General features: G+C 65.7%; 24 protein-coding genes. 4 read left to right on the top strand and 20 right to left on the bottom strand.

The window, feature by feature from the left end; genetic code table 11:
• Position 1: 1 nt before the first annotated feature.
• The 7 genes from AB0I81_RS62520 to AB0I81_RS62490 all read right to left on the bottom strand — a co-directional run bounded on the left by AB0I81_RS62520 (position 2) and on the right by AB0I81_RS62490 (position 8,427).
• Positions 2–997 (bottom strand): PD-(D/E)XK motif protein, encoded by a 996-nt coding sequence (locus AB0I81_RS62520; RefSeq protein ID WP_360679974.1) that lies wholly within the window; start codon positions 995–997, stop codon positions 2–4.
• 2 nt (positions 998–999) lie between these two features.
• A complete protein-coding gene (locus AB0I81_RS62515; RefSeq protein ID WP_360679971.1) occupies positions 1,000–3,816 on the bottom strand; it encodes a Z1 domain-containing protein in 2,817 nt (938 codons plus the stop codon).
• A 2-nt stretch (positions 3,817–3,818) separates the two neighbouring features.
• Complete coding sequence (locus tag AB0I81_RS62510) at positions 3,819–5,288, bottom strand: ATP-binding protein (protein WP_360679969.1); 1,470 nt, start codon at positions 5,286–5,288, stop codon at positions 3,819–3,821.
• 282 nt (positions 5,289–5,570) lie between these two features.
• Positions 5,571–6,530: a DUF3883 domain-containing protein gene (locus tag AB0I81_RS62505; protein WP_360679966.1), complete on the bottom strand. Its 960-nt coding sequence runs from the start codon at positions 6,528–6,530 to the stop codon at positions 5,571–5,573.
• Between the two features lie 447 nt (positions 6,531–6,977).
• Positions 6,978–7,637, bottom strand: coding sequence for a hypothetical protein (locus tag AB0I81_RS62500; RefSeq protein WP_360679963.1), 660 nt, complete (start codon positions 7,635–7,637; stop codon positions 6,978–6,980).
• Positions 7,634–7,981 (bottom strand): hypothetical protein, encoded by a 348-nt coding sequence (locus AB0I81_RS62495; RefSeq protein WP_360679960.1) that lies wholly within the window; start codon positions 7,979–7,981, stop codon positions 7,634–7,636. The genes AB0I81_RS62500 and AB0I81_RS62495 overlap by 4 nt, the downstream gene beginning before the upstream one ends.
• Before the next feature lie 41 nt (positions 7,982–8,022).
• A complete protein-coding gene (locus AB0I81_RS62490; RefSeq protein WP_360679957.1) occupies positions 8,023–8,427 on the bottom strand; it encodes an ATP-binding protein in 405 nt (134 codons plus the stop codon).
• 421 nt (positions 8,428–8,848) lie between these two features.
• Between AB0I81_RS62490 and AB0I81_RS62485 the strand changes: the two genes are divergently transcribed.
• Positions 8,849–9,679, top strand: coding sequence for a helix-turn-helix transcriptional regulator (locus tag AB0I81_RS62485; protein WP_360679955.1), 831 nt, complete (start codon positions 8,849–8,851; stop codon positions 9,677–9,679).
• Positions 9,661–9,885: a DUF397 domain-containing protein gene (locus AB0I81_RS62480; protein ID WP_360679952.1), complete on the top strand. Its 225-nt coding sequence runs from the start codon at positions 9,661–9,663 to the stop codon at positions 9,883–9,885. The genes AB0I81_RS62485 and AB0I81_RS62480 overlap by 19 nt, the downstream gene beginning before the upstream one ends.
• A gap of 72 nt (positions 9,886–9,957) precedes the next feature.
• Here the strand turns inward: AB0I81_RS62480 and AB0I81_RS62475 are convergent, their stop codons facing one another.
• Together AB0I81_RS62475 and AB0I81_RS62470 are read right to left on the bottom strand one after the other, a co-directional pair.
• On the bottom strand, positions 9,958–12,762 hold the full coding sequence (locus AB0I81_RS62475) for a LysM peptidoglycan-binding domain-containing protein (RefSeq protein ID WP_360679949.1): 2,805 nt from the start codon (positions 12,760–12,762) through the stop codon (positions 9,958–9,960).
• A complete protein-coding gene (locus AB0I81_RS62470) occupies positions 12,759–13,169 on the bottom strand; it encodes a pilus assembly protein TadG-related protein (protein ID WP_360679946.1) in 411 nt (136 codons plus the stop codon). Before AB0I81_RS62470 ends, AB0I81_RS62475 begins: the two co-directional genes overlap by 4 nt.
• A gap of 47 nt (positions 13,170–13,216) precedes the next feature.
• On the opposite strand from AB0I81_RS62470, the gene AB0I81_RS62465 reads away from it, so the two are divergent.
• On the top strand, positions 13,217–13,537 hold the full coding sequence (locus AB0I81_RS62465) for a hypothetical protein (protein ID WP_360679943.1): 321 nt from the start codon (positions 13,217–13,219) through the stop codon (positions 13,535–13,537).
• Between the two features lie 116 nt (positions 13,538–13,653).
• Positions 13,654–14,391: a hypothetical protein gene (locus AB0I81_RS62460; RefSeq protein ID WP_360679940.1), complete on the top strand. Its 738-nt coding sequence runs from the start codon at positions 13,654–13,656 to the stop codon at positions 14,389–14,391.
• 37 nt (positions 14,392–14,428) lie between these two features.
• On the opposite strand, the gene AB0I81_RS62455 is transcribed toward AB0I81_RS62460, so the two are convergent.
• The 11 genes from AB0I81_RS62455 to AB0I81_RS62405 form a co-directional block, all read right to left on the bottom strand.
• Positions 14,429–14,914 carry a TadE/TadG family type IV pilus assembly protein gene (locus AB0I81_RS62455; RefSeq protein WP_360679937.1) on the bottom strand — a complete coding sequence of 162 codons (486 nt, stop codon included), beginning with the start codon at positions 14,912–14,914 and terminating at the stop codon, positions 14,429–14,431.
• Entirely contained in the window at positions 14,911–15,285 is a 375-nt protein-coding gene (locus AB0I81_RS62450) for a TadE family protein (RefSeq protein WP_360679934.1), read from the bottom strand. The genes AB0I81_RS62455 and AB0I81_RS62450 overlap by 4 nt, the downstream gene beginning before the upstream one ends.
• On the bottom strand, positions 15,282–15,485 hold the full coding sequence (locus AB0I81_RS62445; protein ID WP_360679931.1) for a hypothetical protein: 204 nt from the start codon (positions 15,483–15,485) through the stop codon (positions 15,282–15,284). The genes AB0I81_RS62450 and AB0I81_RS62445 overlap by 4 nt, the downstream gene beginning before the upstream one ends.
• Before the next feature lie 20 nt (positions 15,486–15,505).
• Positions 15,506–16,357 carry a type II secretion system F family protein gene (locus tag AB0I81_RS62440; RefSeq protein ID WP_360679928.1) on the bottom strand — a complete coding sequence of 284 codons (852 nt, stop codon included), beginning with the start codon at positions 16,355–16,357 and terminating at the stop codon, positions 15,506–15,508.
• Positions 16,354–17,190: a type II secretion system F family protein gene (locus AB0I81_RS62435; RefSeq protein ID WP_360679925.1), complete on the bottom strand. Its 837-nt coding sequence runs from the start codon at positions 17,188–17,190 to the stop codon at positions 16,354–16,356. The genes AB0I81_RS62440 and AB0I81_RS62435 overlap by 4 nt, the downstream gene beginning before the upstream one ends.
• The gene (locus tag AB0I81_RS62430; protein ID WP_360679922.1) at positions 17,187–18,476 is read right to left on the bottom strand and encodes a CpaF/VirB11 family protein; all 1,290 of its coding nucleotides are present in this window, start codon (positions 18,474–18,476) and stop codon (positions 17,187–17,189) included. The genes AB0I81_RS62435 and AB0I81_RS62430 overlap by 4 nt, the downstream gene beginning before the upstream one ends.
• The gene (locus tag AB0I81_RS62425) at positions 18,473–19,201 is read right to left on the bottom strand and encodes a hypothetical protein (protein WP_360679919.1); all 729 of its coding nucleotides are present in this window, start codon (positions 19,199–19,201) and stop codon (positions 18,473–18,475) included. The genes AB0I81_RS62430 and AB0I81_RS62425 overlap by 4 nt, the downstream gene beginning before the upstream one ends.
• A 7-nt stretch (positions 19,202–19,208) precedes the next feature.
• Positions 19,209–19,850: an SAF domain-containing protein gene (locus AB0I81_RS62420; RefSeq protein ID WP_360679916.1), complete on the bottom strand. Its 642-nt coding sequence runs from the start codon at positions 19,848–19,850 to the stop codon at positions 19,209–19,211.
• Positions 19,851–19,856: 6 nt separating this feature from the next.
• Positions 19,857–20,594, bottom strand: coding sequence for a hypothetical protein (locus AB0I81_RS62415; protein ID WP_360679914.1), 738 nt, complete (start codon positions 20,592–20,594; stop codon positions 19,857–19,859).
• Positions 20,595–20,659: 65 nt separating this feature from the next.
• Positions 20,660–21,049 carry a hypothetical protein gene (locus tag AB0I81_RS62410; protein ID WP_360679911.1) on the bottom strand — a complete coding sequence of 130 codons (390 nt, stop codon included), beginning with the start codon at positions 21,047–21,049 and terminating at the stop codon, positions 20,660–20,662.
• A 623-nt stretch (positions 21,050–21,672) separates the two neighbouring features.
• On the bottom strand, positions 21,673–23,964 hold the full coding sequence (locus AB0I81_RS62405) for a tetratricopeptide repeat protein (RefSeq protein ID WP_360679909.1): 2,292 nt from the start codon (positions 23,962–23,964) through the stop codon (positions 21,673–21,675).
• Positions 23,965–24,107: the final 143 nt, after the last annotated feature.

Below are 24,107 nucleotides of genomic sequence, written 5' to 3'. Positions count from 1 at the left end.
ACTACTCCTTCGTCGTGCTGCTGGCAGTCGAAACCGACTTCCTCACGGTTTCCTCATCCACTCTGTGTGAACTGCAGGAGGACAGGTCGACAAGATATGACACACCGGAGACTCCGGGAGCGAGGTCTGACGGTGTGATCCGAGGGAAGGTCGCGTCCACAGCAAAAGCCTGTCTCCGGGAGAGGAAGTACCGATCGTTGACATACTGGTCACGATGGATGTCCAACCAGCCCGCCTCCAACAGACAGTTCTCGAACCAGGACAGCTCAGGCGTGACCTTAGGGTGGTTACGGAGTTCGTCGACAAGTTCTCCCAACGACGTGCCGTCGCCGGAGGTGCTCACGGCCTGGTGAACCAGGAACAGGCTGGTGGTGTGCGCGGCAGCTTCGAGTTGCCTCTCGTTACTGATGCGGCAGCGGTCCGGGTCTCGTCTGGAGACCGTCTTCACCTCCACCGCTGCGGACAGGTGCTGGAAGTCCTGTGGTGCCCCTCCAGGACCGACCCAGGCTCGCACAGCTGCTGACCCAAGGGCGTGCAGCATGACCTCCCGGAGAACCAGCAACTCGCCGTATAACCCGAGCCGCGCCTCGGGAGAGAGCCCTGTGGAAAGACCCCGGTCGAGCATGCGGCGCCATGCACCGAGCCTGCGAACCAGCGCGGTGGCGGGGCCGGGTACAGGGATACGGAGCTGGTTGACCAGATCGGCGAGCAGGGCGCAGAAGAGGAGCCGGTCGGTGTCCGGATTGGCAACAACCTCCACGGACCCGTTCCTGGTGCGGCAGACGAGCCCCGTGGCAAGGACCAGGTCACGGTCCTCGATGGCTTCGTTGCTCCGTACGAGGAGGGCCCACTCCCGCCCCGGGAATCGGACCTCTGTGAACACGTCCAGGGCAGAGTTCGGCAGGAGCCTGCGTCGTACAGCACCCTGTTTGGGGCCTCCTCCTGTCTCTGCGGTGCGAAAAGACTGTTCGAGCTCTTCCGGGGTGCTCAGGCGCACGTTCAGGCCTCCTCTTCATCAACATCCACGGCCTTCCTGAGACCGTCCAGGAACACCTGGTTCACGCGGTACTCGATCTTCTCGGCCCTGTCCGAGTGCGGGAACACCACCGCATAGCCCACGGCAGGCAGATCGGCGGTCGTGTCCTCGTTCGCGAAGACGGCAGGATCGATGGGGTAGATGAGCAGGAGCCCTTCGGCAGGGTCACGCATCATGCGAAGGGACTCGCCGCTGGCCCGCGCCGGCGCCCGCCCTCTGCCACTCTGGCGGAACTCGTCGGCTGTACGGTCGAAAGCTCGACGCACCCGTCCCGGGGGGAGGCCGAGTGCTTCGTGGGCGGGACTGACCAGAACGCCGACCTCGAACTCACTGTCCCGTACCCGAGGATGCATGATCGGCTTGCGTCTCACCAACGGAACGTCTGTCCCGTGCGCAGAGAAGTGGGAGGCGGAACTGCCTCCGGTCACCCCCACTGTCCAGCGAACCAGCTCGCCTCTGGCCAACTGGGCTCTGATGTACTTGGCCAGGTTCTCCGGGTTCGCGGTCAGGACACGGGGGGACACGTCGAAGCCGTCGAGGAAGTTCAGCACCACATCCGCGGGGACACTCTGGCGGAAGAATCCTCGACCTGCACCGTTGAGTTGCTCCTTCGGGACCTCAGAACAGGGGATCATCTCCTCGACCAGTTTTTCGAGGCGCGCGTGGTTCTGCTTCAGCGCCTTGTCATCGGTGCGCATGACCAGCGTCTCCGCTCTGGTTCCGGAGAAGCTGACCGACATGATGGCCGAGGACCGCATTTTCGCGGCTGCTGTGACCTGGAGGTTGCCCACACCGTTGAGAACACGCATCCCCACGTGTTCCGGAGTCTGACCTGCCTTGGCCACGGCGCTCGTCAGATCCATGAGCTCCCGGTTCGCCCGGGTGATGTGGACGTAGTAGTTGACGAGTTCCGTGGTGGTGTACAGCCGCGTGACATCCAGGTAACCCGGACGGTAGCCGAACCACCTCCCCATCTGGAGCAGGGTGTCGTAGGTCTTTGAGGCGCGCAGGTAGTACGAGACGGTGAGGCCCTCAAGAGTGAGTCCTCTGGAGAGCTTGTCTCCTCCCACTGCCACCACGGTGACGGGCGTGCTCGACTGGTAGTCGAGCACATCGGCAGCACTTCCGTTGATCTGCTTGACGTTTCCTCCGGCCTCGTTCAGAACCTGCGGTATGACCGACGCGATCTCCTGCCAGGAGACGGCAGGACCAACTGTCGTGCTGACGTCATCACGGTTTGCAAGCGTCGTGTACGTATCGGCGAAGTCCGTCGTCCAGAGTCGCGTCAGACGCTCGCGGAGATCTCGACCCGCCTGGCCGTAGTCACCCCAGGAGCTCGCCATGGTGACGAGGTGGGCTTCGATCTGCCGGGCAACCTCACGCTGGACATCTGTGAATCGCGTGACATGGATCAGCATGGTGTTGTGGCCCCCGGCCACGTCGAACTGGCCCTCCCGAACCTTGCGCACCGCTGTGGCAAGTACGAAGGCGTCCAGGGCCTCAACCAAGGATGCGGGAAGAGGGCCTCGGGGACGGGCCCCCTTCCGGTGGGTGTCGGGCAACCACCGTTCATGGTCGTCCACCTCGCGGATTATGGGCAGGGGCTCTCGGATCTCCGCGGCCGAGGGGTCTTCCAGCCCGAACACCACCTCGGGGCCGCAGTAGTTCGAAGGAGGCTCCAGGGCGACCATGAAGCTGCGGGGGAACAGGTCAACGCCGTGCTCAGGATGGTCGGTCGAGTTCGGGATGAAGATGTTTGCGAATGGTGTGGCCGTGTAGGCCAGGTACACCCGCTTCTCGAAGAGCTCGAGCAGCCCCCGGATCGCCCTGTTGATCGCGGTGGGATCATGGTCGGGGTCGCTGTGAGTGGTGCCGTTGGCTGCACGCTTGGTGTCGACTGAGCCGTAGTCGGCTTCGTCATCGATGAGCAGAAGAGGGGCGTTGCGGATGACACGGGTTCCGTCGGCGCTCGACGTGGCGAAGTTGCTCAACCAGTCTCTGAGATTGTCCAGAATCCGCTTGTTCTTCTTCGCCACCACGAGGATCCGGACCTCATGGATGTTGATGGGCGTACCCTGAAACTGCGCGCTGGTGAAGTCGCTGTCGCGGGTCGTCACCGGCATGCAGAAGGCGTCCGGTGCCCGGAGGCCGAGAGCGCCGACTCCGATGATGACTGAGGAGTCCGCTGAGGGGTTCCGACTGAACTTGCTGTTGAACCCCAGGAACTCCTTGTCCAGACGGGCCTGGGTTTGGTGCCGGAGGCTCTCGTGTTGGCTGGTGAGGACGATGACGACCTGATAGCCAGCGTCAACCGCCTTACAAATGACACCGGTGTAACTGGCGGTCTTGCCAGACTGCACCTGACCGTAGACCAACCCGTAGGTCTTCCATTCACCTGCTCGTTGAGGGTCTTCCATCAGTTGCAGGATCTGGTCCGTCGACTCGTCGAGGGCTTCGACGGCTCCCGGCTTCCACGCCTTGCCAAGCAGGGTGCTGTATCGCTTCCAGTGGGCGAACTCGATGTCTCCACGACGTGCATCGAGCCAGGGCTCGTGGTCGCCGGGATCGCTGACAACGATGGCCTGAGGGACCCAGACCTCGAATTCCGACTCAAGCTGGCGGGCGATCTCCTCAGCCGAAGCACTGCCCATGGAGGAGTTCAACATCCCAGTAGCCTGGCTGGCCACCTCCCGAAGACGTTCGGGGGTGCGCTCGTGCCTCTCCAGGCCAAGCACGAGCTGCTTGGCGATGTTCAGAGCTATGCTCGTCGGATCAATCACGATCAGTTCTCCTCGGATTCGATGACCTCTTGTATGAGGCCCGGATACATCGCGAATGGCTCCGCCTTGGTGAGAGCCTCCAGGAGGACAGACCTCGTTTCCGGGTCCTTCGGCAGTCCGGTCAGCATCGACCTGAACGTTGCCAGAACCTCCTCGACATCAGTGGCCTCCTTGGCCGCGGGACCGTTCGGCGGTGCCGAGGACATGAGTTCCTGCGAGATCGTCTCCACGGGGAGTGTTGTCTCAACCAAGTGGAGCACCCCCTCGAGTGCTTCGCCGTTCGGACCGGTCAGGACAGCAGCCACCAAGGGGTGTTCACGGTTCACCACGTACTCCGAGACGCCCCGCCTCCTTACCTGGTGCCAAACGGGGTGAACATCGCGTTCGGCACGGGAGCGTGCAGTGGGAGCACCCCGGTAGGCAAAGACTCTTTCGGACCGGGCGCGTACGTCCTTGGCGATCTCGGCCATCCGCCTTTCCAACATGGAGGGCGGCCGTACGGAGGACTTCCTGACGTCCACCTCCCAGGCCAGATCCGCTTCGGGTGGGATATCCACCGCCACCCGAGCCAGTCGTGTGGGTTGCGACTTGTGCATGCCATGTAGCCCGAGCCAGCCGCCGGCCACGACGAGACGATCACCGCGGTAGACGTAGAAGCCCTGCCGATCCTGCATGCCACCTGGGCCTGAGGCCAGTGTTATCTCGCTCCTGCTCAGGCGGGAGGGGTGGGGAAGGACCACCGGGTTGAGCCGTATCCGGTGACCACCATGTTCGAGATCCTCGAAACCGCGGTCCTGGGTTGCCGGATGTCTGCGGAGATAGGGATCCATGGGGCTCAGCCCGCGTCCGCCCAGGTACAGGGTCAGCCTGCCCCTCTCCACGAAGCGGTGGAACAGGAGGGAGAGCTCCCTGCCAGCCTCGTTGATGCGTCTGGACAGTCCTGGGCCGTCACCAAGCCGATCGGTCTTGCGCCACAGAACCAGCGTTCCCTGACTGGTGAATCCGAGCTGTTCCGCGATTGCCGCGGCACCTTCGTCGAGCTCGGTGATCACTCTCCACTGACGTTGTTCGAAGACATGATCGATATCCCACGTACGAGCGTAAAGCGTGCCGTGGTGCTTCCTGGTCAGGACGGTCACCCTCCGGACCTGGGACAGAGACGCCGTCTTCAGGCCCAGGCCAAACCGTCCAAGGTCGTTGGCGGTACGTGCAGCGGTGGGGTTCCGGGCGAAGCGCATGGCGTCGCGAAGTTCGTCCTCGCTCATTCCCCGGCCGTCGTCGAGGATACCCACCCAGGCCGCGCCGGCGTCCGAGCAGTGTGCGATGCGCACGGTCGTCGCGCCCGCGGCGATGCTGTTGTCGATCAGGTCGGCAAGGGCGGTCGGCAGATCATAACCGAAGGCGCGTAGGGACTGGATGAGATCCTCGGCGCAGGGGTCGAGAACCTCTCCCGCCGGCTCGGAAAACACCATCTCCGCTCCTGATTCTTCGCAGCTCGACCTCGGCATAGAGGCTACGAGGGAACACCGACAATTTCGCCGACCGGGAAACGCCGTTAGTGACTGCGAGCAGATGGCGCCGTATTTCGGTCCAACGCGATTGCGCCCATCTGAGGCCAAAGGTAGTGATCTATCGAATGCTTGGTCGAGTTCGGATCGCGGCACTCGGCGGTCGGGTCCCGTATCGACTTCCGGCGGATAACTGCGTGAATAGTAGCCGCTTGGTCGGCTATGCGACTTGTGTCCGCTATTGGCCTATCCTGCCGCGTGGGGAGCTTGCAGTCGGTAGTCGAAGCGGGTTGCTTGTAGATCCTCGTCGGCGGGCTGCCATCCCTTCCATATGCGGAACCGCCCTCCTTCCAGCTTGAGAAGGTCGTCATCGTCGTCAATACGCCGAATCTGATCCACCACGACGAGATCCGTCAGGTGTTCGTAGGCGTTCCGGACCTCGTTGGTGGTCAGTTCCACAGAGGTGATGGAGCCTGTGGACCCCTTGACCTCCACGTGGAGCACGGTTGGGCCCTTCGTGGCGTGAAGATCGTAGGACCTACGGGTTCCGACGTCCTCAATGTGATACCCCATGCTCTCGTAGTGCCTGATTGCTAGAGCAACTGCGTGCTTCTCGATCGCTTGACGGAGGCGGGCATCCTGAAGGTAGCGAGGGTGTCGGGAGGACTCTGGGGTGGTGTTCTCGTTGGTTTCCGCGTCGTCGTCACGGGGGACCACGGCGTGGCTAGCCGGGTGAGGGGGCGTGCTCCTGCTGATAGGGGGCGCCGCGAGTTCGGCCATGAGCCGATCGGCGTCGGCTTCGGTCAACCCTGGAACCTGCAGACGAAGGCGCATCCGCTTGCGGTTGTTTCCGCTTCTGCGTGCATTCGACGCTTGCCCGATGTCCCCCTGTGCCCGGGTGAGCCGCAGCCGTAGGGCATCCATGTCGGGCAGGTCCTTGAGGCGGATCGGGCCGTCTGTGAGTGTCCGCTCCTCTTCGGAGAGGTGGCGGGTCCGGTTCGAATCCACGAGGGCTTGCGACAGGGTGGCGTCCCGATCCCGGAGACGGCTGAGAAGCAACGTGAGGACCTTCGGGTAGTCCAGGTTGCGGGACGGGCCCTCGGGGTTCTTCCCACCAGCGCTGTCGAGGGTCAGTGCAAGGTATGGGCCGTCGGGCTCGATGGTGAAGTTCGCGTTGAGAACGTTACCGGAATCGTCTGTCGGCATCACAGGTGCACCCTTGCAGACGGGTGTGACAAATTGCGATATGTATCCCAATTCAGGAAACATCCTGCCGGTGGCCGACTGGCTGTGCGGAACATATGTGACATAGCACCGGATGTCTTTGACGCATTACTTGTTGCGGGGTCAACAAGTCTCCGCTGGGAGAGCGGGGTGGATTTGGTCTCTCTCAGTCAGGGGGTATCAGACTTGTTGAACGACAGCTCGGGTTTCCGGGGAGGGAGCGACACCGAGCGTGTCGAGGCGAGCCTTGAGATGGCGGGCGCGTGGCGCCGAGCAATCCCGCAGGTCAGCGAGAGCTCTCCTTGTACGGGCGGGGAGGTAGCGGAGTGAACTGCCACCGGGTGCTTGCCGGGCGGTTTAGTTTGCGCGGGCCGGGTGGCGGTTCGACACTCGGGCGCGGGGACCGCCTTCTCTGGCAACGAGGTGGATCTATCCAGAGATCCAGGGCTCGCCTTCGATCGACCGAAAGGACTCGTCCGCATGTTGCAAGTTCAAGCGCTGCAGATCTTCCAGCCCGACAAGCAGCTGCGTGGCCAGGGCGTACTCCAGTTGCCGGAACGCCTCCAACGGCACCTCCGCGGCACGCTGCACCACGACAAGCTTCCGCCCAGCAGCAGGCCGGTACACATCCGCGACCACCCCATACGCCTCACTGGCGCGAGTGGTGCAGACGTACGACTCCGGGCTCAGGCGCGGGCACCATGCCCGTGCTTTCGGGATGCACCACCGGCAGGTTGGCGGCACGTGCGTGAATCGCCGGCCACAACCTGTCACGCTGGGAGGTTCGGGCAACAGCCACCAGGTCCGACCGCCCTTCACAGCCGACCGTCCGCACACCTGGCACAGCCGGTGGAGCATGCAGCGTCGTTGGCGCGAGGTGTTCACCAGCTTCCACAGCGGACGACCAGACCGCGACAGGCCATGGCGATGCCACAGCACGCCGAACATCCAGTCGTGCGCCGTGGCATCGGTGTACGACAGCCGCATCCCGTCTGTCGCCTCAGTATGCGGGTACACGGTGAGCTGGTACGACACGCTTTCGCCGTCGTACGCCGTCACGTACGGCACCACCTTCGCCTTACTGCTCACGCCCGGCCACCCTCACCGGCATACGGCCTGTGACGCGTCCCCAGCCCGCCCGCTCCGTGCATCTGCCTGAATCGCTCCAGACACAAGCTCTCGATTCGCTGCGCCGCCATCTCCATCGCCGAGCACGGGCACACCGTGTACTCCCACCTCCCCGTCCCGCTGCCGTCGCTCAGCGACCAGCGAAAACGCCACTGGCCGCGCTCCCACTCGCACCACACCGTCACGCCCACGGACCAGATGCCCACCAGCGCGATCCCGTGAGCGTCGAAGATCTCCGACCTGACGCCACGATGGCCGAGACGCTGTGCCAGCTCATCTGCCAGCCGTCGCGCGTTACCTGACATTGCGGTAGTCGGCCTTACCGCTTCGGCTCTCCCGAACAGGTTCACTTCGTCCGCTCCTCTGATCGGCCGTTCAGCGGCAGCAACGCCCACACGACCCGTTCGCCCAGCTGTGTCAGCTCGGTGTCCCAGCAGCCGTGCGTGAGGTCGTCCACCAGCCATAGACCCCGCCCGGATGGGTCGCTCAGGGCAGCTATCCGCGGCTGGGGAACCAACGCCGACCGGCCAGGGTCCACGACCGCCACCCGCCAGTAACGCCGCCCTCCCACCTCCTCTGGCCGCAGAGTCAGGCGCACCCAAGTGGCAGCAGCGTGAACCACCGCGTTCGTCACCAGCTCCGACACGATGAGCTCAAGGTCATCGAACGCAGGATGGTCTCCTATCCACCTCCGAAGCTCCCGACGGGCCAAGCGAGGCAGCAGAGCCCGGTCATCAAGGCCCCTGAGCATCCACACCTTGAACCCGGCATATGGAAGGTGAGACGCGGCTGTTAGTGGCATGTGCCATTCACCCACCTATCCCGACGGGTGAATATTCTTCGTTTTTTGGCGATATCTGGCATTTTCGAGGCTCGTAGCCATCCAATGTCATGACCGTCATCTCACCCTCATCCAAACGAGTGGATTGTCGGATTGATCCCGACTTAGGTCTGTCACGAAGGATCCACATACTCCGGCGGCCTGTCCATTTCTTGTCATGGCGGCTGTCGAGGCGGGAACCTTTGACATTTAGTTTGCCCACGGTAACGCTTAGTTGGTAGGAGAAAGCAGCGCACAATCGAGTCCCAAAAGCCTCCCTTATGTGGGGCTAGCTGTCAGAATTTGTCAAGTTCTCGTCAAGCTGCTGGGGCGAAACAGGTGGGGGATAGGCATGTCGAACGACCTTGATCCGCGACTAACGCCAGTTCAGCGCTTCGGCAAAGAGCTGGCGCGCACCCGGAGAGAGCACGATCTGACCCAGGTCGTACTTGGCAAGCGCCTGGGCTGCTCGTCATCCCTGGTCGCACACATCGAGAAGGGCGACCGCACGCCGAAACCAGACTTCGCCGCAGGCTGTGACCAGGTATTCGGTACTGGCGCCCGCTTCGCCCGACTCTGCCGCAGCATCACATCCCCCTCTGGTCCAGGCTGGTACCTGCGGTGGATGGACGAGATCGAGCCCTCAGCCCGCGTCCTCAGGAGCTGGGATCCGCTCCTGATCCCCGGCCTGTTCCAAACCGAGGACTACGCACGCGCAGTGTTCCAGGGCGACCTGGCGGGGGCCTCTGCCCAAGAGGTCGAGGACGGCGTCAACGCCCGCATGCGGCGACAGCTCATCCTTGACAGCGACGCGCCCCCGAAGGTGTGGGCACTGTTCGACGAAATGGTCATTCGCCGCCGACTCGGAACCCCACAGGTTATGGCCGCGCAACTTGACCACCTTGTTGCAATCGCCAACCGTTCTTACGTGACCGTACAGCTTGTCCCTTTTGAAACACCATGCACCGCAGGATTGCTGTCGAGCTTCATCATCGCCGAACTTCCGGACGCTCCCACCGCCGTGTCTGTAGACTCCGCAGGCCGAGGCGAGGTGTCAGCGGAGCACGACTTCGTCGCGGTCATCTGGGATAGATATGACAGGATACGAGCAGAGGCGTACCGTCCCGGACAGTCGCTAGAGATGATCGAGGAAGCCCGAGACCAATGGAAGCTCCAGACCTGATCCATGCAGACCTTTCTCAGGCTGCATGGAGGAAGAGTTCCCGCAGCGGCGGCAACGGCGGGAACTGTGTCGAGGTCGCCACCAATCTCCCCGGATTCGTTGCCGTGCGCCACAGCAAGCACCCCAACGGCGCCGCACTCATCTTCACGCCGGCCGAGTGGGAAGCCTTCCTGGGCGGCGTCAAGCACGGCGAATTCGACGCTTAGACAAGCGGTTCAACGGCAGCCAGAAGGTTCCGCCATCACCTCGGCAGAGCATGGCCGTCGCTCCATTGAGCTTTACCGGCTTAGCCGTTGTAGGACGGCTTGCGTATCGGGAGAGGCAGAGACACCGAGGGTATCGAGGCGGGCCTTGAGATGGCGGGCATGCTGGCGGGCCTCGTCGGTCCGGCCCAGGGTGATCAAGAGGCGGATGGTGGATCGGGCGGCACTTTCCATGTCGGGGTCGAGGCGCCGAGCCTGGTCGTAGACCTCCAAGGCTTGTTCGTTGTTACCTGCACGTTCGTGGAGGGCGCCGAGTTGGAGTAGGGCTTTGACGCTCGCGATGGTGAGGGGCCAGCGATGGTCCTGGTCGAGCCAGTCGTACTTGAGACCCTGGCAGAGCTGGCCATGACACAGGGTTGCGGCGGTTTCCAGGGCGGTGAGCTTGGCCTGCTCGCTGCTGGCGATGCGGGCGTTGGCGAGTGCTTGGTGGAAGGCCCACAGGTCGACGTCGATGTGTTGGGGCTCGATGCGGTACGTCTTGCCGCTGCGTTCGATGAAGTGGGCCTTCTTGTCGTCCGAGGCGGAAGCGTCGCGGAGGGCGGTGCGCAGGTCCTTGAGGGCGGCGTGGAAGCGGTAGCTGGCCAGGGTTTCGTCCAGGTCGGGCCACAGGTGTTCGCAGATCTCCTCGCGGTCCAGTCCCTTCGGGTGCAGGGCGAGGATGACGAAGAGTTCGAGTGCCTTGGTGCGTCGGGACAGGTCCACAAGCGTGCCGCGCGCATCGATGGAGGGTTCGCCAAGGACGGTGAACCGTACGGGCTGACGTGTTGAGCTGGGCGGGGGAACAGGGAGGTCGGCCGGCTGCTCGAATTGTGCGACGGGCATGCCATTGCCGGTTGCCAGCGTATGGAGCAGCGAGGTTGCGGCATCTGATGGCAGGTGGAAGAGGGTGACCTCGCGGAGTTCTGCGGCCAAGGGACCGGTCGCTGCGGTGATGCGGTGGTCCTGGTCGAGATCGCAGGTAGTCCCCGATGGCGAGTGGCCGGCCAGAACGGCTCCGAGGCCGAGGTGGGGTGCCATGGTCAGGAGGGTGTCCAGGTACGGGTGGCCGTCAGGACAAGAGGCGGCCAGTAGTAGCGCGGGCAGGGGTTCGCCGGGTTCGGCCTGGCGGAGTTGGTGGATGTCGTCGGCCTCGTAGTCCTGGAGGATCCCGCGGCGGCTGACGAGCTCTTCTTCGAGGTGGTTGAGGGCTTCGGCGAGGGTGGCGGTAAGCCGGAGTTCGGGCAGGTGAGCGGCCAGGGTGGTGATGGTGTCGCCGAACCAGCGCTCGGCGTCCTGGGCGGGGATGATGATACTGGCGCGGTAAGCGTCGGCTTGGGTGAGGAGATCGAGGACGATAGCGCGGATGCAGTCGTCGGCTCCTGAGCCGGTGAGGGCCAGGTTCAGCCCGGACAGGGGCACGTGCACAGGGTTGTCGTCGCGGATTCCGGCCTTGAGCGTGATCGGTGGGTCTATCTCGAACGCGGAGCTGACCAGTTCGAAGTCGTCCGGCGGCGTTGTTTCTGTGTCGCTGTTCCGGTGGGCCCGTTCCAGCGCGCGTACAGCGGGACGTTGAGGTTCGGGGGCGAGCACGCTGACAGGTTCGTCGATGGCGGGGGTGGACAGACGGCGTCGGCGGTGGAGCCGGGTGGCGGCGAGTGCGACTGCGATGCCCGCCGCGAAGGAGAGTGCCATCATCCCGCCCTGTGGCAGGAAGACGGCCTCGGTGGAAGCCGCTGCGGCGTCCGGCCTGGGGCTCTGTACGGCGGGTGCAGCAGGAAGGCGCGGCTCGGCAACCGGACGGAGTGAAGCAATCCTGGCGGCGGGGTGAGACGAGGCATGGGAGGACTCGCGGGGCCCGGCCTTGGTCGTTATGAGGCGAGACGAAGATGTCCAGAAGCGAGGCGGCTCTTCCGTGAGGCGCGATGAAGGCGTGTGACGGTTCGGCTCGGCTGCGGGCTTCGAGACGGTTCGGCGGTGGACCGGTTTGGCCTTCTGAGCGTTGCGCCCGTGCCTGGGAAGGATCAGCCGCCATCCCGGCTCCAGTACGTCCGGGTCGGTCAGTTGGGTCCGGCCGGGTTGCGGGCGTCCCTTGTTCAGCTTGAAGATCTTCTTGTAGTGAGCGCCTTTTCCGAGGTGCTGTTCGGAGATGCCCCAGAGAGTTTCGCCAGAAGCGACGGTGTGCGTTCGCGGTCGTGCCTGCTCGGGTTTCTTGGCATCGGCGGGCAGGTGAAGGGCGCAGCCGGGTTGCAGCCACTCGCCCTGAGCGAAGGGCCGGCCGCCGTCCATGGTGCGGCCCTGGTTCAGGGCGATGATGTCGCGGTAGCGCATCGGGTCGCCGAGGTAATTCTCGGCGATCGTCCAGAGGGTGTCTCTCGGCTGGACGACATACGTGATATGGGCCTTCGCGGTCTCGCTCTTGTCTGGTTCCGCGATCGTGGCCTGGTCGGGCAACTGTGTGGAGGTGGCCGCGATCGCTGCGGCTGGGATCAGGTCGCGGGGCGCCGCGACAGGGGCGGTCGCGGCCACGGTGATCGTAGTTATCAGGTACGCGGCGAGTCGTTGGAACGGCAGGCGTACCTGGCTGCGACGGGCGCGGAACGTGCCCACCAGTTCCACCGTCATCGCGACGGCGAACAAGGCCCAGCAGGTCCACACCGTGGTCAGCAGGAGCGTCTTGATGACGATGGGCTCGCCCGGAGTGGCCAGGTCATCGAGGCTGGGCAACTCGATCGGCCAGAAGAAGATCAGCAGTACGGCGGGGAACCCGGTCAGCAGGCCCGTGAGTGCCGTGCCGGCGGCGATTCTGGCGAGCAGAGGATGACGCAGGCCGTACATCGTCATGATTGTCCTTGTTCGATCCCGTGGAACATCCGTGCAGTGGCGGTGGCCGTAGCGGTAACGGCTCCGATGCCGATCAGGGAGATCAGTACGGTGGGCTTGGAGACGGTGACGGTGACCCGCACCTGGTTGCCGGTCGTGGCGACCGTGCCGGTGTGGCCGGCGGCGGACAGGTAGGCGCGGATGGCGGTCGACGCTTGGGCGGCGTCTATCTCGAAGCGGCCGTCGCTGTAGGCACGGCCGGTGTCCACCTGGCCTGCTCCGGCGCGGGCCGCTTCCTCGGCTGCGGCGTAGGCTTCGCGGTAGGCCAGGATTTTGGCGCCGCCGTCCACCATGAGCCCGGCGCACAGGAGCAGCGCGAATCCGATCACCGCGGCGAACACCGTGACCGAACCGCGCTCCGCGCTCATGGCCGGCCGTCCTCATCGCAACTGCGCGTTGTGGCCATCATTGAGGGGTGACGCACTGGTTTCGCGCCCACTGGGCTGAAGAGGACATCTGGTTCTACTTCGAGATTGACGCTGAGGGTTGGGTGTCGCGGCAGATCGAGTTGCGCGGGCCCGACAACGTGCCCATCGCGGCGGCATCGCTGGCCGAATGGCAGGAGGCCTACAGCGCGGGGCGTACCAGAAGGTATGAGGCGACGTACGGCACGACCGCCGACATCCCCGTCCAAGAATGGGACGGTCACGATCCTCAGCCTCTGACATCGAGTGACTTCGAGACGGTCTGGTGCCGCGCCCGCGGCCACCTCGAAGCTGCGGCCAGTTCGGCCTAGGCGCCTACTCACAGTTGAACCCGTGGTGAGTCTCCAGGTGGACGAGAGGTTGGCTGCTCCGGCCTCGTCCAGCCCTCCACCGGCAGCATTGACCCAGCGCCACGAGGATCGCGAGGATGATCGGCGTGACGAGCAACACGTGGGTGAGCGCACGGACGCCCGTGGCTTCTGGAACGGAGATCCTCAACAGCGACCGCGCCTTCTACTGGCTCGCCCACAGCCCAACTCACAGCCGGATCCTGCTGCGCAGCAGCGCTTACCCAGACCCCAACTGGCCCGACGCACAGGGGCGTAACTGGGACACCACCCTCGACATCCTGTTCGCCGGGGTCGACACGCTGAAGATCCGGTCCCACTACGAGGGGCTCAACATCACGACAGCCAGCAGCGCAGAAACGGTCAGGATCAAGGAGTCGACCCCGAGCATCGAACTTGATGACGCTCTTGTCTTCGTGCTGCAGAGCCAGGGCGAAACCGACTATGTGGTCGCCTCCGGAGTCGGCTGGCGAGACGACGTGCTCAACCCAGTCCGCCACAGCCATTTCACGCACGTCGATCCTGACCAGCCGTTCTGGCCCACGCAAGCCCTCGACCACATCTACCCGAGCAGCCACGCCGCGTCGGTCGAAGACCTCATCGCAGCGCTCGCCGCTCACCCGGCGACACGACCGCACCGCGAGCGGCACCGCTGGGCCTTCCTTGTCATGACCCGCGTTGACCGCGGCCTTCAGAAGATCCCTGACATCAGCGGTGCGGGCGTCTTCCTCACTCGCCAGGACGCCGAAGACGCCGTAGCCCTGATCAGTCCTCATGTCGCCGCCTGCTGGATCGAAGACGTTCCGATCGCCATCTGACGCTCTTACCAGGCGCCAGTTCATCGAGCCCAGACGCTTACCGACGCCCATCACGACCGCCCATACTCAGGTTCAAGCCCGAGGCGCCGTCAGAATTCGCGAACCCGAGAGTTCTGGCTCGGTAAGGGTCGATCGGGCTGGTGAAGCTGCTGGTGATGTGCTTGGTACCGGGGATTCCCGGTATGGCGAGGTCGGCCAGCTCCACCTCGCAGGAGACGTGCGCGATCACCGCAGCCGGCCTGCCCAGCGGGGCGGACAGGCCAGTGGTGTCCACGGTCACTGATGGTGCGCACGCCAGTCCTTCGCGGGCAAGGGCTGCTCGCGCGCTCGTCACGGCAGCCGCTCGGGCCGCGGCTGGATCCCGGGCGATGGAGGCTTGCCGGGCTGCGTCGCGGGCGGCTGCGTCGAGAGCGCCATGGGCGAGGGCTATGCGGCCCAACCCGATGACCATCAACAGCAGGATCATCAGCGCTGGTGCGATGATTGCCGTCTCCAGGGTTATAGATCCGCGCTCGCGAGTCATCCAGTGGTCCACTTCTCGATGGGTGCGCGGGCGACCTGGGTCACGGTGAGTGTCAGCAGAGGAACCAGGCTGATGGCCTGGCCGCTGACCGACACTTCGAGGGTGTCGGCGTGACGTGTGATGGCGACCTTCGAGCTGGTGAGGAACGATCCGCTGGTCTGACGGATGAAACGCTCCGCGGTTGATTGGCCGGCTGACGGGCTGCTGCCGTGGTTTCGTCCGGCGCGTAGTCCTTCCTGGGCGGCGGCCATGGCGAGGTTTCTGGCGTGGAACCACAGCGCGGTGTTCATGGTGAGCAGGACGAGCAGGAGCACCGCAGGGTAGACCAGGGCGGCCTCCAGCGTCGCGGATCCTCGCTCGCGTACGCTCATTTGATCTTGGCGAGCTGTTCGTTGACGACGGAGGTGATCTTCGTGCCGACAGTGATCGCCAAGAGGAAGACGACGGCCGCGATGATCACCCATTCCACTGTCGAGGCGCCGCGTTCGGGATCCACGCCGCGTCGTACAGCAGGGCGGTTGAGCAGGTGCTGCAGCCGTACGGCAACGGAGAGCGCGCGGTTACGGATCATGGGTACCTCCAGGGAGCGGGTCAGCCGCCGGTCATTCGCGCGAAGGCGGGAAAGCCGAGCAACAGCAGAAATCCGAGGACGGACAGCGCCATGGGCACGGTCATGGTCTCGGTACGGGATCTGGCCTTGGCCACCTCAGCCGACAGGTCGGCCTCGCGCAGAGACTGGGCCTTGGCCATCAGGGTGTCGAGGATGCTCGCGCCTCTCGTGCCGGCGAGCTGGGCGATGGAGGCCATGTCCGCCAGTTCAGGTGCGCCGATCTCCTTCGCCAGGCGGGTGAGCTCGTCCCAGGCGCTGCCAGTGCCTCGGCGTGCGGGATCCAGCGCTCGGGCAAGTCGCCGGAAGGTCCATCCGTGTCCGACCTTCGCGGCGGACTCCAGGGCCTCGGCCGGCCCTGCCCCTGCGGCGCGGGCGAGCGCGACCAGGTCGAGGTAGGCGACGATGGCCTGCCGGAACGCTGTACGTGCCTCGGCGGCCTGGCTGCGGAGAGCGGCATCAGGGGCGAAGAACACCGCGACGGCGAACGCCAGGCACGCCGTCCAGGAGACGGGCCAGGGCAAGGTGACGCCGAGCAGCGCGCACCACGCCCAGAACACGAACGGCCCCGCGGTCCCCAAGCCGATCATCAACGCCTTCTGGGCGACGTAGTCGTGGGGCGTCTTGCCGAGCACGGCCAGGTCCGTGTGCGGCACCCGGGTGCCGAGTTTCATGACCAGGCGTGATTTCCAGTCGCGCTGAGGTTCGGTACTTGGGCCTGGCCGGAGGCGTTCCATCGCGGGGGCGAGCGCGGGCGGGGCTGGGAAGGCTGTGGAGAGCGCGAGAGCTACTCCGAGGCCGCTCACTGCGCCGCAGGCCAGCACGATCTCGATCATGATGGCTCACCTGTGGAGTTGAGAAAGCGATGCTGCTTCGGTGGCCTTGCCAGGCGGTACAGCCAGGTGAACGCGCCTGCGTACAGGCCGATCACGATCGCAAGCACGAGCTGGCCGCCGACCGTTCCGAACGGAGCGACGTACGTGGTGTTGAGCAGGGCGAAGGCGGTGTAGCCGAGCAGCGCGCCGACGACCCAGCGGGCGGTGACGCGATGAGTGGCGCGTTCAGCGTTGATCTCGCGTCTGGTGGCGACGTCCTTGGCGACCGTGCGAGCCAGGCGTTGCAGGACCTCGCGCAGCCCTTGACCGCGGGCCCGGCAAGCCAGGATGAGTGCGGCGGCGATCATGTCGCCGGTCGGGTCGGCAAGGTCGTCGGCGAACGCCCGAAGTGCCTGTTCAGTGGGGGTGCGGTAGGTGAGGCGGCGGGCCAGAGCTCGTACCTCGGTGGCGATCGGTGCGGGTGGGTGGTCGGCGCTGGAGCGGAGCGCCTCCTCGATGCCGGCACTGCCGCCGAGGACGTCGGCCAGGTGGCGGATCCAGGCTTCCAGCGCTTCAAGTCGCTCGATCTGCCGTGTGGTGGCGCGGCTGGTCAGCATGCGTGGCAGCGCTACCGCACCTGCTGCGGCTCCGACGGCGGCGACCGGCCAGCCGGTGAGCAGCCATGTCATGCCGAACGCGACCAGCCCGTACGTCGCTGGTACGACCGTGCGTCGGGACATCCGGCGTCGCGGGGGACGGGGCGGCCGTACCGGAACCCGGAACGATCCAGCAGCGGTGAGCAGCGGCCCGGCGATCAGGGCCGCCCCGGCGAGGGCGGCCAACCATCCGGTCATGCCCATCCTCCGGTGAACAGATCGAGGCCGGCCGCGACCAGCTCGTCCATGCACTGAGGAATGGTGTTGGGCATCGCGCGTCCGTCAGGCCCAGGTACGTAGACGCGGTTGACTGCCGGTTCCAGGCCGTCGGCCGGTGGGAGGACTTCGTGGATCTCGGCGACGTAGCGGCGGTTGACCAGGCCATCCATGTCGTGGCGGAGTTCGTGTCGTAGATGGACGACGAAGTCGACCGCCATGCCGATCGTGCGGAACAGTGTGTCCGGCGCGATCGCCAGGCCGCCCGATCCGGCCAGGATCAGCATCCGAGAGAAGACCTGGTCGGCGGAGTCGGCGTGCATGGTGCAGATCGAGCCGGCGCCGCCCGTGTTCATCGCCTCCAGCATCGGGACCAGCTCATCCCCGCGGACCTCGCCGACGATGATGCGGCGGGCGTTGAAGCGCAGGGCGTCTTCGATCAGCTGGTGCAGGGTGATCGCGCCGAAGCCTTCGGTGTTGCCCTCACGGGCTTCCAGAGCGAGCACGTCCCGGTGCCGGTCGGGCTGCGCGTGGAGGAACAGCTCGTACTCCTTCTCCACGGTGGCGATCCGCTCGTCCGGGTCGATCTCGGCTGCGAGGGCTCGGGCGAAGGTCGTCTTACCGTCGCCCATCCCGCCCGTGACCACGATGTCCTTGTGGGCTCGTACGGCTGCGGCCAGGAACGCGCGGCAACTCTTGTCCAGGGTGCCGGCCGCCATCAGATCGTCCAGATCGGCGTGAAGCATGCCGTGCCTGCGGATCGACAGGCACGGGCGCGGCGTGACGCCCATCAGCGCGGCGATACGTGTCCGCCCGACCGACAGGTGCAAGCGTGGGCGGGCAATGGAGAAGTCCCGGGCCGTCTGCCCCTGGTAGGCGGCCCAGCGGCGGACATTGCCGATCAGGTCCTCGTCGTTGTCGGCGATTGCCGGGGCGAGCGCCTTGTGACCATCCCGGTAGGTGATCCACACCTGGTCACAGCCGTTGACGTCGATGTTCTCCACCTCGGGGTCATCGACGAACGGCTGCAGCCGCCCCAACGCGAAGATCTCGTTGTAGACGGCCTCGGCCAGCAACCGCTCGGCTGACAGGGTGGGTACGTCCCGGCCGGACAGCGTCCTGTTGTCTGCGTACTCGCGGACCAGGTCGATGATGACCGCCCGCGCGTACTCCCGGACGGCTTCGTCCCCGGTGACGACGGCTTTGTCGAGCGCGTCGGTCACTTGAGGCAGGATCTCCCGCACCGCCCGTTGAATGTTGAAGATCACGAGGCTGGCACCTGCTCGCACAGCGTACTCCCGAGCGACCGTGTGGCCCGTAGAAGCAGGGATCGCGACAGATGACGCTCGCTGTCCGTGCCGTGCGTCAGGACCGCCGCCGCCTTCGGGTCATGCGGAAGGTGGCCCGCCACTTCGACGTCCAGCGTTTTGGCCACTTCCCTGCGCCCGTAGGGGCCGTCACCGGCCAGCAGCACTCGTGGGCTCGGACGGTGTCCCCGTGCTGATGTGATCGTTGCGAGGCGGGGAACGAGAGCGGACAGGTCTCGCAGCGTCGGCTGCGCGACGGCGAGGACATGGTCCGCGGCGGCCAGCAGGGGGAGGGGCGTGTCCGCTCCGCCGATACGCCCGATGTCGGCGATCACATCCCCGGGTGTGGTGGCGAAGGCCTCGGCGATGTCCCGCCACAACGGCTGGACCGATGGCACCTGGGAGGGGCTCGCCAGGCCAGGCAGGATCCGGCGATTGTCCGGACCGTTCAGTCGCAGTACCTGTTCAGCCAGCGTGTCCGCCGCGTCGGCGCTACGCCGTAGCTGGACCGCCCACTCGCCCAGCCCGCGCTCCTGCCGATGACCGACCAAGAAGCCCGACAGGACGCTTCCACCCGCCGGGTCGCACTCGGCGAACAGGACCGTACGCGGCCACGTGAGGGTCAGCGCCAGCCCGGCCGTCGTCACGCCGGGGCTGTGTCCGCCTGAACAAAGAACGATCAGCATGGTCGGCTCACCCGGCCCGCGACTGCAGCACGATCGCGACCAGGCCCTCGGCGGCCTGCCGAGCTAGAGCCGGCCCAGCCGCAGCAGGGACGATCAGATCGACCACGACCAGCCCATCGGCGTCCGGCTGGCCGACACGATCCACCCTGGCCTGATGATCCTGCGCGGGCCCACGACCCGCGTCACCCGACGACACGGCAGTGGCCACGACGCGGTCACCTGGCTGAATGCCCCGGGCGGGCAGGCGACTGGGCTTCAGCGCCACCGGCACGACGACCTCGCCCGGCGCCGGCACCAGCGTCTCGGTCACGTGCGCCGGGGAGAGCAGACTGCCCGCCTTCAGATCCACTGCGGCGCGCCTGCCAATCAGCGCGCTCTTGCCGGCGGCGTCGACGGACTGGACCGTCGTGTCCACGCCCAGCGCGACCGTACGCAGGTCTTGCGCCTGTATCTGCTGGCCGATCGGCACGTCACGGGCCACGACCAGAACCGGCACGCGCTGACTGGCGAACCCGTACACCTGCCAGGCCACCAACGCCCCCAGTGCGGTCAACGCGACGCCCACCACGAGCATCATGGGGCTGCGCCGACTCGGCAAAGGACGCATCTGGCCCTTCTCCTTGGTCGGCGAGAGCCGCTGAAGCAGCATCAACCTCTATCCCTTCGTGACGAGCGCCTGCGCCTCGACGATGCGGACCGGGAACGTGACCGACCTGGTGATCGGCGGCAGCGCACCACCCGTACCGCCGGAGCCGTGCCAGGTGCCACTCCAGGTGACCGAGACGGTCACGCGGCGAGCGTTCGTTGGGTACCGGAAGCGGTACGAGCAGGTGGAGCCTTGGCGTGTGGCGGGGCGGCCAGGGTCGTAGGCGGTTCCTGGGCCGTCGCAGGTGAAGGTGTGGCCCTCACCCGTGTTGACGGTCATCCGCTGCGGTCTCGCCGTGGCCTCGGCCCAGACCGCGCCAGTACGTACCCGGTTGGACTTGGCTGCCCACTGCTCCTTGGCCAGGTAGAACCAGTGCGGGAGACCGACCAGTCCTTCCCGGCCACGTGGCGGAGCCGTGAGCACCTGCGGCGGTGTGATCGGGATGCGCTTGTACGCCCGCTGAGCGAGCTGCTCGGCGTTGACGGCCGGGGCACGCTTGTTGTCGATCCAGACGATCTTCCGGGACCCATTGGAGCACTTGACCTCGTACCAGGCCCCGTCCTTGGGCTGTTCGGTGCTGGGGCTGCGATCCGGATCAACGACTCCCCGGCCCACCTTCTGCAGCGTGTTGGCGTACCACCAACGCTGGTAGGTGCAGGTGACCTTCGGCCTGCTGGCGCGAACGGCAGGCGCGCGACTGGGCTTGTCCTGGGCCCAAATGGTGTAGGCAAAGGGCTGCGTTGCCACCCCGACACCGTCTCCATCGTCGCTCATGGCAGGGAAGAGCACGAATCCGCCGACGAGTAGATGAGTCATGAAGTTGGGGAGCATGGCTCAGTCAGCTGCATCATCTTCGCTACCCGCCACGCACCGTCTGCCTCCCTGGCAAGGGCGGCGACCATATACGTCTGGGGCATGCCGTGGGTGAGGCGTTTTCCTGTCCGATCGTCCGCTTGGCCGGCTTTCCGAGCGTCCTGGCAGTCGCGTAGTACAGCTCTGTCATCACGGATATCGACTTCGAAGACGTGGAAGACGGGCTGTCCCCAGGTGACCCGGCCTTTGGCACGAAGCGCGGCGATACCCTTCAACATCGTGCTCAGCAGGGGCTGGGTCGTGACCGGTTCGAGAATCGCTCTGCGGTCCTCAGGCTGAGCCCGTTCGGCGCGCGGTCCGGCTAGGTAGACCTCGCGGTACGCGGCCATGATGGCTTCCTTGTCCCCGGTGGGGCTGGGAACTGGCGTGGTACTTACGGCGGGCGACGATGTCATAGAAGTCGGTTTAGGAACGGAGCTGTTGACCTGGCAGGCGGCTACGGTGCCCGCCACGGATACGACCATGGCTACCAAGGGAATGACCCGCTTGAAGGCCGGCGAATCGCCTCTCATTCCCCCAACTCCTTACGTAGGGAAGTCGATCAACTACACATGGTCGTCAGGTTAGGGTAGTCGCCGCTCTCTGCCAGCCAACTGGCTGGCTGGCTGATCATTACTCGATATTTATCCACGCGGCAGTTGCCGCGCAGGCAGTGCGAGGAGTGGGCGCTGCGGGGCGAGGGGGACCATCCCCTCGGCGCGAGGAGCACTGACCCCACGGGGAGTTGAAGCCGGCGGACTGAGGGCCATCCTCGTGTGCGCGGGGGAGCACCGCTCAATGGCCCCCGCCATTGCCGAAATTGCGGTGCCATCCCCGCGTGCGCGGGGGTGTCGACGACGCACCACGGTCCTTCTGCGCCGTGTTGGGACCATCCCCGCGGACCGGTACCGTGACGTATTCGACAGTGTCGTATTCGTCTGGTAACCGGCCGCAAGAGACGTAGCACAGAACGTCATCCATCGGTCTGTTGCCGCTGTGCCTCTCTCAGATCGGCCTGCGCGATGTTGTGGTTGTGATCGTCTCCTATGGAGGCAAACAGGGCCACGGCCTGCTTGAATGCAGTGATGGCTTCGTCGAAGCAGCGCACTTCGCTCAAGGCGTTGCCGAGGTTATTCAGCGCCTGGCCTTCGCTGTGGCGGTCGCCGAGGTCGCGGAAGATGGCGGCGGCGTCCTGGTGGGCGGTGATGGCCTCCTCAAAGCGCCGCACCTCGCTCAGGGCGTTGCCGAGGTTATTCAGCTCTCTGCCTTCGTGGTGGCGGTCGCCGAATTGGCGGGCGAGGTTCAGGGCTTGCTGGTGGGCGATAATGGCCTCGTCGAGGCGCCGCACCTCTCGCAGGGTGCTCCCGAGGTTGCCCACAGCCATACCTTCGCCGTGGCGGTCGCCGAGCTCGCAGTAGATGGTGATGGCGTCTTGGTGAGCGGTAATGGCCTCGTCGAAGCGGCGCATCTCGTGCAGGACGAGTCCGAGGTTGGTCAGCATCCCGCCCTCGTCGCGGTGTTTTCCAAGATCATGGAAGATGGTGGCGGCGCCCTGTAGAGCGATGATGGCCTCGCCGAAGCCGCCCACCTCGTACAGGACAAGGCCGAGGTTGCCTCGCGCCTGGGCTTCGAAGTAGCCGTCGCCGAGGCTGCGGAAGATGGTGACGGCATCCCGGTGGGCGGCGAGGGCCTCGTCGAAGCGCTGCAGGCGGCGCAGGGCATTGCCGAGACTGGTCAGCGCCAGGCCTTTGCCGTGGTGGTCGTCCAGATGTGTGCAGGCGGTCACAGCGGTGGCATTGACGCTCAAGCGATCGGCCCAGGCAAATCTCATGGCTAGGTATACGTTTAGGCAGGTCGGCAGGCGCTTGGCGACACGATGGCGACCGGAGGCCTCGGCAAGGCCGACGGCGGCGACCAAGTTGACGCGTTCGGCATCGAGCCAGGTAATAGCGTCATCTCGCCCAGTGAAGAGGTCAGGGACAGGTTGACCAGGCAGGGCACGCAGGTGATCGTCGGCGGCGTCGGCAGCGCGTAGGTAGAAGCTGAGCAACCGGTCTAAGGCTGCCTCGCGGTCGTCGCCGTCTGCATGGGCGTGGCCATGATGGTCGGCGTACAGGCGGATCAGGTCGTGCATGCCCCACCGGCCGGTGACCGGGGTGGTGAGCAGGTGGGCCCGGGCCAGTTCGGCAAGTTGCCGGCGCACCACCGGCTCCGAGAGGCCGGTGAGGACAGCGGCGGCCTGGAAGCAGATGTCCGGGCCGGGGTTGAGCGGCAGCAACCGAAACAGCCGCGCCTGTTCGGGCCGGTCGGCCAGCAGATGCTGGTAGGACAGGTCGAACGCGACCCGAACCGCCAGTGGGCGGCCGTGCTGGTCACGATCGCCACTGTCCAGGGCGTCCAGCCGCTGGTGGGCATCGGTCAACTCCGTGACGGCGTCGATCAGCGGGCGGTCGGATTCGGCCCGCAGCAGGGCGGCGATGATCCGTAACGCCAGCGGTAGCAGCCCACATAGACGGGCGATCTCCGCTGCTGAATCGGGCTGGGCATCGACACGCGGATCGGCTCTGCCTGTCACCTGCATGGCGGCGCGCAGCAGGTCAACGGCATCAGCCCCGGACAGTACGGCCAGGTCGACCAGGTGGGCGGGCAACAGGGTCAGGGTGTGCCGAGAGGTGACCAACAGCCGGTGACACGGCTGGGCCGGCAGAAGCGGCTCAACCTGACCAGAGTCGGCGGCGTTGTCGGCCACCACCAGCACCGGCAACCCCTCGCGGGCCCGGTCGGCTAGCACTGACCGATACAAGCCCAACTGTTCCTCGCCGGTCGGCGGAAGATCGGTGTCGCGGATGCCCATTGCCCGCAGTAACTGCCCCGCCGCCGCTGCGGCGTTCACGCGCTCGTACGGGTCGGGGGTGTAGCCGCGCATGTCGATGAAGAACACCCCGCCACCGAACCAGCCCTCCGCCATCGCTTGGTGAGCGGCCACAAGCGCCAGCGCGGTCTTGCCGACCCCGGCCATGCCCGCCACCGCCACCGCCGACACCAGCACCTCCGCTCCGCCCTCGCCGTTTGGGTCTATAAACGTCAGCACCTCCCTCAAGGAGTCGGTGCGGCCGACAAAGCCGACAGGCGCGGCGGGCAGGCCGGCCAGAGCCTGTGGAGCCGGGCCGGTCGTCTGCACGATGACCGCCGAGGCGTTGGGACCGGTCTGGACGATGCCCCGGTTGGCCCCCACACCGACGGCGCCGGTCCCGTGGGCGGACACGGAGGGGCGATCTGGTGGGGGGATACTCACCGCTCGGCGCGACTGTTATCGCCGGTCTGGATGATGCCGGTGTTGGTTCCGGCGGCCACTGCTCGCTCGCCGACTGCGCTCACCGTCATCGCCGCTGGCGCTGCGGCTGGGCC

Origin of the sequence: Nonomuraea sp. NPDC050404 (genome assembly GCF_040655495.1) — a bacterium.
Classification (GTDB): domain Bacteria; phylum Actinomycetota; class Actinomycetes; order Streptosporangiales; family Streptosporangiaceae; genus Nonomuraea.
The sequence above is the reverse complement of the archived record's forward strand: the minus strand, read 5'-3'. Positions and strand labels throughout refer to the sequence as shown.